Here is a 13,061-nt window from a genome sequence, read left to right as displayed (position 1 = left end):
AACTACTGAAGATTAAAAGTTATTTATACCAATAGTAATAACTGAAAGACCAGTTGTGTCTGAAAAATTATTATCAATAATCGTTCTAACTTGGGAAAAACCTTCCTTTAAAAATAGATTTCTTATAACATCTTGTTGATTTTCTTGGTGTTCAATAACCAACCATCCATTTGCTTTAAGAGATTGCTTAGATTGAATTATGATCAAACGAATTAAATCCAGTCCATCATCTCCAGAATATACGGAAACATAAGGATGATGTTTCTCCCATTCTGGTAATATTGAGTATTTTTCTGGTACGTATGGCGGATTAGCTACAATTAATGAGACTGACTCTTTAAATTTATCCAGTGATTGAAGATCACGTAAATCAGTTTGAAATGCTTGGGCCTTTATAGATAAACTAGATAATCTATTAATATTTCTTACTAAATATTGAAAGGCCACCGTATCGTATTCTACGCAAACAACATTTAAATCTGGACGACGTTTAGCGATTGATAAACCAATTGCACCACATCCTGAACATAAATCTAAGACAGTTGAACCAGAAGGAATGTTACTCTCTTTGTTAATCCATTTATGAATAAGTTGACTATGAGTGCGAGGAACAAATACTCCAGAACCAACAACTAAAGGTAATCCATCAAAATTTATAGAGTTAACAATATGCCCAAGCGGTATGCGATTACAGCGTTCATAAACTGCAAGCATGAATTCATTATAAGCTTGTTCTTTATTGCGTCTTTCCAAATAACGATCGACCAAACATTCAAGATCTGACTCGACATCCCAAATACCTGCTTCCGATAAAAGTTTCCTAGCATTATCAATAAAAATTTGATATTCATGAGAGAAATTCATGACCATACTCCATAGTAAGCATGTAATTTCTGACGCATTGATTCATAAAGGTAAGAAAATGCGACCAATTCTGGGGGAGGCGTAAAATGAGGATGGAGAGATTCAATCAAAGCCTGATAGTTTTCAGTTAGTCCCTTATCTAGCAATGGTAGCCAATAGGGTTTGATATCCCAACGATATTCATACCCTGTAGCAAACATTTGTTGAACAGTTTCTTTAACTATCAATTCACGAGGTAGGCCAGCTAATGGTGGGCGGATAGGGTTAAAATCCTCAAGGTTAATTTGCGAGTTTTCCACGCCAGTCAAAGAATTAGCAATATAATTAGCTAATAAAGGGGATTGGTGTAATCCATCGCGATATGTTCCAGTGACAAGCCATATATTAGTATCATCACATGGCCCTATTAATGGAAAACCATCAGCAGGAATGGGTCTATTGCCGACTTGAATTGAAAGAATTTCAGCATCATAAAGATTAATATCTAACTGCTCTAATGCACAATCTAGTAAAAATTGAACATCAGAAATTAAAGCATGTTTACGTGGTTTCTCTGCCAAGATATTGGTTGCGCCAAGATATAAAATTCTCTCACCTCGTGGTACACAATGTAGGCCACATGCAAATGCCCTATTAGGAGTACGAATGACCGACGTTGGCAACTTTTTGCCTTCTGGTACCCTGACTAAAATTGATACACCATAACCTGCAAATATTGGAGGGATTCTTTTAGAAATTTCAGGTAAATTACATAGAAGTTCTAATGAGTTTACTCCTGCTGCGACTATAACCTTGTTTGCCTGCAAGCACTCTCCATTCAATAATTTAACTCCTATTGCCTTACCATTTTCAACTAACACACATTGAGCATTTTCTTCTATAATTGTTCCACCTTCCTTGATAAATGCTGCATCTAGCTTTTTAAGTAATAGATCAGAATTTACGGCATGTTCATCAGGAATATATAAGGCACGAAGTGGACGGACTAGATCATTAGGATTAAGCCATTGTATTTCTCGTGGATCAATTGTTGAATAAGGAACTGAATAGTGAATAAGCGATTGCTCAATAGTATCATAATTGAGGCTATCAACTTCTTTCATTCCAGCAGTATTAAGAATTATATGAGTTCCTTCCGCTGTGAATAATGGTTTGTCATTACCGGAGGAGTTAGATAGCCTTTTTTCCCATGTAGGCCAAAGATTTTTAGCAATACAGTCCATATCTAACTTCAATTTTCCGTGTTGACTGGCCAATAAACCTTGTGTGATCTCACCAAAGCAACCATTCATAGCTCCTGCTGCTTTAGAGGCAGAATTACTTCTATCTGTATTGCCGACTCTACAAACAGAAAACTCTCTATTTGCTAATTCATAGGATATGGAACTACCTATTGCTCCTGAACCAATAACAATAAAATCATATTTCATCGTTTATTTCCTATTTATTCAATAATGATTTAAATTAAATGAGTAAGTAAAAAATATAGTTTTTAATTTTATTTGCTATTTTTTTGTAAAACCGATTGGAAATGAAAGTTAACGAGAAATTACATTGGTGTCAATCCTTTTTTGTTAAAAAATAGGCTCTATTATGCGGAGTTATTTTTGTTATTATTTATATTGAAATTAAAACGTAGTGTTAATAGTGTTTTTTTTGTTGTAACTCTGGTCTTTTACTTAATAAATTTAGTGTGTTGTTTAAAACGGATTGTTATGTTTTTTATTTGTCGTTTAATTTATTTTCTTATAATGTCATTAATTTTGTCTGCTTTTATAAATAATGATTTCATACCTATATTAGCTGGATGCGTGATAATTTTTAATTAAAATTAAACAATGCCTATTGAGTTATAGTGATACTCATGACAATAACAAAGAGTAAATTATTAGTTACTTGTTCTAAATAATAGATTGCGAGTAGGAAATTCAATCAAAATTGAGCGATCTGATTAATAGACAAACCAAAAATCACTCATCTAACTGAGTTATGCTCTGAATAAAAAATAAAAATATAATCCCTCCTTAAGATCAATTTCCAGCAGATAAAAGCAACATTATTTAATAGTAAATAATGTTGTTTCTTTATTATCAAAAAAATTTTAATGAGAAATGAATAATTCATTACATAAATTAAATTTGCTCAATATGTATTCTAAAAAGATATATGAATTATTTTTACACAGGCCCTAACTAACGCTATTTTATTCTGGAGTTTTTCTTCTAAGGGCACCTTAGAAAGAATTTAAAACTCTTACTCCCGTTATTATAAAAATTTCGGGTTTTAGAATAGTTATCTTGTTGTTACAGGAGATTTACATGGCCTCAAAGAAAAAATATACCTATTCGGGGTTATCTGATTCCCATTCTGTTCAGGATGTTAATTCACTGCTCAATGCCTACGTGCCAAATTCTGATCCGGGTGTCCGTGTGGCACATAAGGTATTAGCCGATGAAGCGCCTAATGAGCTTTTGCGTGGAAATTATCACTGGACCAATAAATACGTTAATTCTTCCGGTACATTGGAATTATCGTACCATTTTCTGGAAACTGAGCCTTCTGTCCGTATTCAGGGTGCGAAATTTTCGATAATGCCGTTGTTTGATATTTCTGATTTCAGTGCCTTTAATGAAGAACAGAAAGATGCGGCAAGACTCTCTTTACAATCTTGGTCTGATGTTGCCAACATTAAATTTACCGAAGTAGATAGTATGAAAAAAGCCAATATCACTTTTGGTTTTTTTGATTACAGCAGCAGTGACGATTACGCATTCGCCACTTTGCCAAATGGGCAGAAAACGGCTTATTCTTGGTATCATGTTAAAGACCAGACTTTTGCTGATAATGATATTGGTGTGAATGGTTATGCCCGCCAGACGTTCACGCATGAAATTGGTCATGCATTAGGGTTGGAACATCCTGCCGATTATGACGCTTCTGATAAAATACGCCCAGGCTATATCAATTCAGCGGAATATTTCGAAGATACCCGTGCTCATACCGTTATGAGTTATTTCAGTGAAAAATACACAGGTCAAGATTTTAAAGGAAATTATTCATCGGCACCGCTGCTGAATGATATTTCCGCCATTCAGGATCTGTATGGCGCGAATATGGAAACCCGTACAGGGGATACCGTATATGGTTTTAATTCCAATACCGATCGCGATTTTATGACCGCCACTGATGCGAACAGCAAACTTGTCTTCAGTGTCTGGGATGCCGGCGGTGAAGATACCTTTGATTTCTCTGGTTTTAGCCAAAATCAGCGTATCAACCTGAATGAAGGTGCTTTCTCCGATGTTGGTGGCTTGAAAGGCAACGTTTCGATTGCCCGTGGTGTTGTGATTGAAAACGCCATCGGCGGCAGCGGTGACGATATTCTGGTCGGTAACAGCGCAGATAATATCCTGAAAGGCGGCGCAGGCGATGACGTCATTTATGGCGGTCTGGGCGGTGATCATCTGTGGGGCGGTGAAGGCAACGACACATTTGTGTACTTATACGGCAAAGAATCACTGAAAGACAATCCAGACTGGATCCACGATTTTGTCTCTGGTGAAGACAAGATTGACCTGTCTGATTTCAATTTCGGCGCTACCGGCGATATCAAATTTGTCGATGCGTTCTCAGGTAAGGCGGGCGAAGTGCTGTTCACTTATGATGAAGCGAATGATGTGACTGATCTGGAAATTAGCCTTGGCGGTGATCTGGCGGGCAATGATTTTCTGGTGAAAGTTATCGGTCAGCCGTTGACTGAAGCCGATTTCATCGTCTAATTGCTGTTATCACCTTAATAAAATATTGCCGTATGCCACTCAGGCGACGGCAGTATTATTGTGGAAATGAAAGATGATGGAACCCTTGCTTTGCGGTTATCGGTTTTATCGATCGAAACCGTTTTTATCAACCTTGATCTTATCGATAATTTTCTCTCTCTTTGTTACAGGAGGATGTATGGCAAGTAGTTTGAGACTTCCACCCGCTGGCGAGTTGAAAGGGTTATGGCAACTCTCCGATGGGAATAAGCAGTGTCGGATTGAATTGACGGATACGCGTTTAGCCGAGGGAACAATTTGGGCGGCGAAAGGCGATGCTTGTGTCACTGAGTTAATTGGGCAGTCGGTTGCAGGATGGTATCCGTCGCCTGATGGCATCACGTTGACCGATAGTGATGGCAACAGCGTGGCCTTTTTCAGTCATGAGTCAGAACAGTGGGTCGCTTATTTTGTTGATGGCCGGGAACTGACCCTGACACTCAATGGCTAATTCAGTCGTTCATGCCGATAACGCATTTATTTTGCTTCCGTTAATATGAAGGGATTGCAGTGAAATTACGCTTTCCGAAGGATGAAATCACGGAGGTTCTCCGTGCCCGCAGCAAGGTCTTCTGGACTATTGGATTATTTACGGCATTTATCAACTTGCTGATGCTGGTTCCCTCCATTTATATGCTGCAAGTCTATGACCGGGTGCTGCCATCCAGTAATGAAATGACTTTGCTGATGCTGACATTAATCACACTGGGGATGTTCGCCATGATGGGCGGGCTGGAATATATCCGCAGTCAGGTGGTGATCCGTATCGGCAATCAGTTTGATATGTGCCTGAACCAGCGGGTTTATACCGCTTCCTATGAATCTAACCTGAAAAACGGTTCTACCGATGCCGGGCAGATGCTCAATGATTTGGCGACTATTCGTCAGTTCCTGACCGGCAATGCCCTGTTTGCCTTTTTTGATGCGCCTTGGTTCCCGGTCTATCTTGGTGTTATTTTCCTGTTCAGCCCGTATTTGGGATTATTGGCGCTGGTGGGGGCGATCATGTTGATTGCGCTGGCCGTGCTGAACCAATGGCTGTCCCAAGCGCCTTTAGCGGAAGCCAGCCATCTTTCTTTACGTTCCGCCAACTTAGCCAGTACCAATTTGCGTAATGCCGAAGTGATTGAGGCGCTCGGCATGTTGCCGGCATTGCGCCAGCGCTGGTTTGGCCTGCATCAGCGTTTTCTCAATTTTCAGCGTATTGCCAGTGAACGTGCGGCCGCGATTACGGCGTTGACCAAAACGGTACGCATGGCGTTGCAATCGCTGATCCTTGGCTTGGGCGGCTGGTTGGCGATTGAAGGCCATATCACCCCCGGCATGATGATTGCGGGTTCTATTCTGATGGGCAGGGCGTTGTCGCCCATTGAACAGTTGATACAGGCATGGAAGAGTTGGAGCGCGGCGCGGCTGTCGTGGCAACGGCTGAATAAGCTGCTGCAAGCCCAGCCGGAACGTAAAAGTGGCATGTCATTGCCGCCGCCGAAGGGCGTGTTGCTGATGGAAAACGTTTCCGCCATGCCGCCGAGTAAAACACGGGCACGTCAGGTCGCGCAAAACGGAAATAGCCCCTATGTATTGCAGGATATCAATTTCGCGCTGGAGGCGGGGGATGTTCTGGGCGTGATTGGCCCCAGTGCGTCAGGGAAATCGACGCTGGCTCGCCTGTTGGTCGGGATATGGCCGGCACAGGAAGGGGTTGTACGGCTTGATAATGCGGATATCTACCAGTGGAACAAAGATGAGTTAGGCGTTTCCATTGGTTATCTGCCGCAGGAGATTGAACTGTTTGGCGGCACGATCGCGGAGAATATTGCCCGCTTTAATGATGTTGAACCGGAGAAAGTCATTGAGGCGGCGAAAAAAGCCGGTGTCCATGAATTGGTGCTTAATCTTGAGCGGGGTTATGACACGGTCATCGGCGCGGGGGGAATGGGGTTGTCCGGCGGGCAGAAACAGCGGATCGGTTTGGCGCGTGCACTGTATGGCAACCCATCACTTGTCGTGTTGGATGAACCTAATTCGAATCTGGATGATATCGGTGAAAAAGCCTTGAGCCATGCGATCGCCCAATTGCGGGAACAAGGGAAAACCGTGGTGGTTATTACCCACAGGCCGTCATTGCTCTCACAAACCAGCAAAATTTTGCTGTTGGTGCAGGGGAAAATGAAAATGTTTGGTTCTTCCCAACACGTGATGGCGGCGTTGTCTCAGTCTCAATCGTCTTCACAACCACCGTCACAACTAAAAACGGTCGAACGTGCTTCGTAACCTGATTTCTATCCATGATTTCTATCCATGATTTCTATCTGGGAGTAAAAATGTCCTATCAGACGAACGCAAAGGATGCCCAACACGAGGTGTCGGAATTATTGCCGCTGGATGCCAATCGTTACCTGCGAACAGGTTGGCTGGTGATTGGGGTTGGCATTCTGGGGTTTTTCATCTGGGCGGCATTTGCGCCACTCGATAAAGGGGTTGCTTCATCGGGTACGGTCGTAGTGGATGGCAACCGCAAAACCGTACAATCCCCGATTAATGGCGTTATTAGTCAAATTCAGGTGAAAGAGGGCGAACAAGTGAAGGCTGGGCAGGTGTTGGTTCAGCTCAGTCAGGTGGAGGTGAACGCCCAAATTGATTCTCTGAAACAGCAGCTTTATACCACCTTAGCCACCGAAGCCCGACTGTTGGCCGAGCAGCAAGGGCAGGAGGCGATTGTTTTTCCTGTGCGGCTGGAACAGTTACCAGAGCCGCGGATTAACGAAATTCTGGCCTTACAAAAACAGCTCTTTTTATCACGCCGTGAAATGTTGCGCAGTGATCTGGCGGGAATGCGGCAGGCCGAAGAGGGGCTGAATTTTCAAATCAAGGGGCTGCGGGAAGCCTTGGTAAGTAAACAGCAGCAACAACTTTCGCTCAAGGAACAGGTGACAAATTTACAACCGCTGACGGAGGAGGGCTATTTTCCCCGTAACCGCTATCTGGAATTACTGCGCAGCCAAAGTGAATTAAGTGGCAGCATCGCGGAAATGACCGGCAAAATGGGGCAGCTTGAAAAGCAGCGGCAGGAAACGCAGCAGCGGGTTATCCAGCGTCAGGCCGATTACCAACGGGAAGTCCGCAGCCAGTTGGCTGATGTGCAGGTATTGGCTAATGAGCTGAGCAATAAGCTGGAAACAGCTCAATTTGATCGGTCACAAACGGCCATTATTGCGCCGGCAGACGGCTCGGTCGTGGGGTTAACCGTGTTTACTCTGGGCGGTGTGGTGGCTGCCGGTGAAAAATTGATGGAGATCCTGCCGACCCAGAGTGCGCTGGAAGTCGAGGCGCGTTTGATGGTGCACCTGATTGATAAAGTGGCCGTGGGGCAAGAGGTTGATTTGATGTTTACCGCATTCAATCAGAACCGGACGCCGAAAGTGGCGGGCAAGGTGATGGTGGTTTCTGCCGACCGTTTGGTCGATGAACGGACAAGGGAGCCTTACTACCAGATGCGCTTGAGAGTCACACCGGCAGGCATGGGGAAGCTGACTGGATTGACGATCAAACCGGGGATGCCGGTTGAAGTGTTTGTCAAAACCGGTTCGCGTTCATTGTTGAGTTATCTGTTCAAGCCGTTAATGGACAGGGCGTCTACCGCGTTGATTGAGGAGTAATGGGGATGTTGATGTATTACCGTGTTTCCTGGTTTTTATCGATACTGTTGTTATCGATACCGCTGCTGGCGTTATCTCCCCGTTCCGCCAGTGCGCTTTCTTTAACGCAAGCCTATGCGCTGGCATTGCAGCACGATCCGACGTTTCAGGCGGCGGTCAAAGAGCAGCAAGCGGGTCAGGAAGAGAAAAATCTTGGGCTGGCGGAACTGTTGCCTAAGTTATCCCTGAGTTACCAGAATGCGCCCAAAAACTGGCAGCAGATGGAAGCGCAATCTGTAGATCCGCGGGGCCGGATTGTCAAAGAGAGCCGTGACCGACAGTATAACAGTTATAGCGGTGCGGTTATTTTGACCCAACCATTGATTGATTTCGAAGTATGGGCGCGTTATCGCACCCGTCAGGCTTACGCTCTGATGAGTGACAGCCGTTTTCGGGCGGGCAGCCAGCAACTGGCAGTCAGGGTGGTGAACCATTATGTGGCTGTCGCTTATGCGCAGGATCGGCTGGCACAAGTTGCCCAGCAACGGGCAACTTATAAGGCGCAACTGGAACGTAACCAAAAGTTGTTCTCTTCCGGTGAAGGCACGCGCACCGATGTCGCGGAAACTCAGGTGCGTTACAGTCAGGTATTGGCGGATGAGTTAGCGGCGCAAGATGAACTGGATGCTGCCATTCGTGACTTGCAATTATTGGTTGGCATCCCGTTGCCAATGGATTTACCGGTTAAGCGTTTATCCGACGCCCCACGGTTCAACCCCCTCAAACTGGACTTGGCACATTATGCTGATTGGGAACAACGGGCATTACGCTTGAGTCCGCAACTGGCGGTTGCCCGCCAGAAAGTGGATGTGGCCTATCACGATATTGCGCGCAGTCGGGCGGGGTATCTGCCAAAACTGGAGCTGTATGCGTCCCACAGCGAAAATAAATCCAGCAGCGATAATAGCATCGACCAAAAATACCGGACGGATTCCATTGGATTGCGCGTCTCCATGAATCTTTATAATGGCGGCGGAACGGCGGCGGCAGTGCGTCAATCCGCCGCAAACTATGGCAAGACAAAATTTGAAATGGATGCGCAGACAGGAGAGATCCTCAATACCCTGAGACGCCATTATAACGCTTGCATGAATGGCGAAAAGCGGATACGCGCTTATGAAATAGCGGTGGAAGCGGCAGCATTACAGGTGAAAGCGACGCAAAAAAGTGTGGCACTGGGGCAGCGCATCAATGTCGATATATTGAATGCCGAACAACAACTTTATACCGCCCGCCGTGAACTGTCTCAGGCCAAATATGACTATATGAAAGCGTGGATTGGGTTATTACATGAATCCGGTCAATTAAACGGTGAACATATTAAGTTAATTGCTGATTATTTTGGTTGAGGTGATTTTCAATAATCTTTAGAAAGTGATAAATAACAATGAGCAGTATATCTTATTATAAAGTCATTCTGCTTATTGTTTTTAATTTTCATGATTAAAATTAATGTCACTGTTTTTTTTTGAATTGGGACAATAACAGGTGAAATGATCCGATTTTCAAATCAGGAGTACATTAGAGCAGCGGATGTAGTCGTTTTTGGGAGCCAAAGCCTATGGAACCGGTATTGTCATCGTGTATGGTCATTGGGTCATGTTGATAGAACGTTCTTCGTGGAACGTGAATCTCTTCCCTGAATTTATTTTCTGAAAGCGTTTCACTTGAAAATCTACCTAATCCAACCGTTCTTGCTTCTTCAAGTAAAATTTTAGGAACCATCTGTGTTCTTAGTCCAGAAGACATAACGACAAGACGTTCTCCATTTAAGTTATGAAGAACATGAAGCAGTTCATGAAACACAATGCATGCATAAAAATCAGGCAATTGCATTCCTGATTCACAGAGAGGAGCGGCCTTAGTCAGATTACAATAAAAGACGGAACCTGTTCCCCGATGGTTATGAGCATCAGGAATACGATGCGGTTTAACACACAGTTGATAGAGACTAAGGTCGATTATTAATTTTTCCGACTTAAGACAGGATATTGATTTGATACAGTCCAGCAAAGTTTTTCCGGTGGGGGTCGATTCGATTTTTTGAATGGCCTTTTCAAAAGACTGATAAAGTGAAAGATTATTACCCTGGAAAGAGAGTTGTTGATTGTTCCTTATCCATTGTACCGGGGAGTTTCTAACCTTGTTTTCAATGTTTGTAACCGAAGACGATGGCAAGGAGATCGGTGGCAGAGATGTAGGGCGTTTCATTAATACCTCCAGACATAACCACATGGATGGTAGCCTGCATTGTAGGTGCCACCAGGCCTGGAAGCAAGTTGCTGCTTCAAAATGCATTTATTATTTCCCTCGCGCCGGAGGGAGATAATAAATCGTTTTCGTCTTTCGCGCTGCAATTTGAAGTTTATTTGGTCTTAATCAGCCTGAGTTGCTGCAAATTTCCCTGCAATAACAAATCGGTTCTTAGCGACGCTATTTCACGGCTGATATACGCCATTTCTTTGTGGGATGCTAATTTCTTGCGCCACTTATCCGGCTGGGTATCCAAATGCTGGAATAAATTATCCAATGAGCCAGCCTGTTGTAGCAAGGTAGCGGCTGTTTTGGGGCCAATACCCTGAACACCGGGGATTTTACTGCTGCTGATACCCGCAAGCCCCCAATAATCAGGCAGTTGGTGGGGCGCAAGCCCAAACGCTTGCTGGACAAAAGGCAAATCCAGCCAGCGTTTTTGGAAGTAATCACGAATCTGGATATTGGGGGACAGAAGCTGGCAGTAGCCTTTATCGGTTGAAACGATCGTGACATTGTGCCCGCTGTTGGCGACTTTGGTTGCCAGCGTGGCGGCCAAATCATCGGCTTCATGCCCTTCCATGTGCCAGCAAGCGATGCCCAACGCACTAAATGCCTGCTTAATGAATGGTATTTCTTGCTGCAAGTCATCCGGCATGGCAGAGCGCCCGGCTTTGTAATCGGGGAAAAGTTGATGGCGCCAGCTATGGTTGCGTCCATCTTCATCAAATACCGCAACTGCATGGGTGGGGGATACGTGAGTGATTAACTGCTTTAACGCATGTTCACAGGCAGGAATACAAGGGCTTCCCTGTACCGCATGGATGCGTCGAATCAGATTTAAGGCGTCTACAATCAAAAGGTGTATCATGGTCGTTATCGTCCGTCCGTGGATTCATTCCCTGGCACCAGCCTCATTATTAAATAAATTTTCATCATAGTGAGAGTCTGCAATCTTGTCCCGCGCGTCGCGCGGGACAAGATTGATGCCTGTCATTTTGAAACGCGATTTAAAGTTTGATGAGGTATCTGCAATTTATTTGATTATGTCATAACAGGGCTGATAAACCGTCCCTCCGGGGAGTTTCATGCGATCCTGCTCGACAAAATCTTTCAGAAGGTTATCCATGCGATGCATGATGTCCGCCTCACCGTGGATTTTAAATGCGCCCTGTTTTTCGATGGCCTGAATACCCGTTTCTTTAACATTGCCTGCCACAATACCAGAAAATGCGCGTCGTAGTGCTGAGGCCAGTCTTTCTGGTGGTTGGTTTGGGTATAAATTCAGGTTGGCCATGTTTTTGTGAGACGGAATAAAGGGCGACTGGAGATCAGGGGGGATTTTCAATGACCAGTTGAAGCTATAGGCATCGCCGGTTGAACGGCGATTGTCCTGGACGTCCGGCATGGCTTTTTTCATGATACGGGCTACTTCTGCTGGTGCATCCACAATAATGCGATAGTAATGGCGAGCCTGTTTCCCCAGCGTATGAATGATAAATTCATCCAGCACCTGAAAATAATTGGCGCTCTCTTTGGGACCCGTCAAAACCAGCGGCAGAACTTGATCTTTATTTTCATGGTTCATCAAGATAGACAGCAGATACAACAACTCTTCTGCTGTTCCGACGCCGCCGGGGAAGATAATGATACCGTGGGCGATACGGACAAAGGCTTCCAGACGTTTTTCAATATCCGGCATGATGATCAGTTCATTGACCAGCGGATTGGGGGGTTCTGCCGCAATAATTGAAGGTTCTGTAATGCCAATGAAACGGCTTTTTCTGTAATTTTGTTGGGCATGCCCGACTGCGGCACCTTTCATCGGCGCTTCCATTGCGCCTGGCCCACACCCCGTACAGATATTGAGTTCACGTAATCCAAGCTCATTGCCTACCTTACGCCCGTATAAATACTCTTTCTCATTGACAGAATGGCCGCCCCAACAAACAATCATATTGGGTTCTTCTGAGATATGCAGGGCTTTGGCATTGCGCAGAATGGAGAAAATAGTATTGGTAATGTGCATACCATTTTCCATATTCAAATTATGCGCTTTCTGTGCACTGGCAATTTGCGCGTGAACAAACAAAATATCGCGCAGGACGGCGAAAAGATTGGCTTGCAGCGATCGGATGATTTTGCCATCAACAAAGGCGTCTTCCGGGGGATTAATGAGTTCTAGTTTTACGCCCCGCTCCCGACGCAGTACGTTGATATCAAAATCTTGATATTTTGACAGTAATTCTTTGCTGTTATCGGTTTGACTACCTGAATTGAGAACCGCCAGTGAACAGTTACGAAAAAGGCGGTATAAATCACTGCTTGCGGTACGCTTAAGCATATCGACTTCAAGCTGAGAGAGTAAATTCATTGATCCTAATGGATTGACATGTGTAATCAAGAGTGACTCCTTTTTACCCCTTGC

10 protein-coding genes are annotated in these 13,061 nt (G+C 44.3%); 5 read left to right on the top strand and 5 right to left on the bottom strand.

Annotated elements, in window-relative coordinates; translation table 11 throughout:
* Positions 1-12: 12 nt before the first annotated feature.
* Positions 13-864: a N5-glutamine methyltransferase family protein gene (locus tag PSI15_RS00260; RefSeq protein WP_273581800.1), complete on the bottom strand. Its 852-nt coding sequence runs from the start codon at positions 862-864 to the stop codon at positions 13-15.
* Positions 861-2,294 (bottom strand): NAD(P)/FAD-dependent oxidoreductase, encoded by a 1,434-nt coding sequence (locus PSI15_RS00255; protein ID WP_273581799.1) that lies wholly within the window; start codon positions 2,292-2,294, stop codon positions 861-863. The genes PSI15_RS00260 and PSI15_RS00255 overlap by 4 nt, the downstream gene beginning before the upstream one ends.
* 888 nt (positions 2,295-3,182) lie before the next feature.
* Here PSI15_RS00255 and PSI15_RS00250 point away from each other — a divergent pair.
* From PSI15_RS00250 to PSI15_RS00230, 5 genes are all read left to right on the top strand, one after another.
* Positions 3,183-4,643, top strand: coding sequence for a serralysin family metalloprotease (locus tag PSI15_RS00250; RefSeq protein WP_273581798.1), 1,461 nt, complete (start codon positions 3,183-3,185; stop codon positions 4,641-4,643).
* Between the two features lie 178 nt (positions 4,644-4,821).
* On the top strand, positions 4,822-5,133 hold the full coding sequence (locus PSI15_RS00245; protein ID WP_273581797.1) for a protease inhibitor Inh/omp19 family protein: 312 nt from the start codon (positions 4,822-4,824) through the stop codon (positions 5,131-5,133).
* Positions 5,134-5,192: 59 nt separating this feature from the next.
* A complete protein-coding gene (locus PSI15_RS00240) occupies positions 5,193-6,956 on the top strand; it encodes a type I secretion system permease/ATPase (RefSeq protein ID WP_273581796.1) in 1,764 nt (587 codons plus the stop codon).
* A 50-nt stretch (positions 6,957-7,006) separates the two neighbouring features.
* Positions 7,007-8,341 (top strand): HlyD family type I secretion periplasmic adaptor subunit, encoded by a 1,335-nt coding sequence (locus tag PSI15_RS00235; RefSeq protein ID WP_273581795.1) that lies wholly within the window; start codon positions 7,007-7,009, stop codon positions 8,339-8,341.
* 5 nt (positions 8,342-8,346) lie between these two features.
* Positions 8,347-9,729, top strand: a complete 1,383-nt coding sequence (locus PSI15_RS00230; RefSeq protein WP_273581794.1) for a TolC family outer membrane protein — start codon at positions 8,347-8,349, stop codon at positions 9,727-9,729.
* A gap of 172 nt (positions 9,730-9,901) precedes the next feature.
* Here PSI15_RS00230 and PSI15_RS00225 read toward each other — a convergent pair whose 3' ends face one another.
* From PSI15_RS00225 to ppnN, 3 genes are all read right to left on the bottom strand, one after another.
* A complete protein-coding gene (locus PSI15_RS00225; protein ID WP_273581793.1) occupies positions 9,902-10,591 on the bottom strand; it encodes a M91 family zinc metallopeptidase in 690 nt (229 codons plus the stop codon).
* A 154-nt stretch (positions 10,592-10,745) separates the two neighbouring features.
* On the bottom strand, positions 10,746-11,504 hold the full coding sequence (xni, locus tag PSI15_RS00220; protein WP_273581792.1) for a flap endonuclease Xni: 759 nt from the start codon (positions 11,502-11,504) through the stop codon (positions 10,746-10,748).
* 165 nt (positions 11,505-11,669) lie between these two features.
* The gene (gene ppnN / locus PSI15_RS00215) at positions 11,670-13,037 is read right to left on the bottom strand and encodes a nucleotide 5'-monophosphate nucleosidase PpnN (RefSeq protein WP_273581791.1); all 1,368 of its coding nucleotides are present in this window, start codon (positions 13,035-13,037) and stop codon (positions 11,670-11,672) included.
* Between the last annotated feature and the right edge of the window lie 24 nt (positions 13,038-13,061).

It is taken from the genome of Xenorhabdus sp. PR6a, from assembly GCF_028599065.1.
Taxonomy (GTDB): domain Bacteria; phylum Pseudomonadota; class Gammaproteobacteria; order Enterobacterales; family Enterobacteriaceae; genus Xenorhabdus; species Xenorhabdus doucetiae.
Note: the sequence above shows the minus strand (reverse complement) of the source record. Positions and strands in the feature narration are given on the sequence as shown.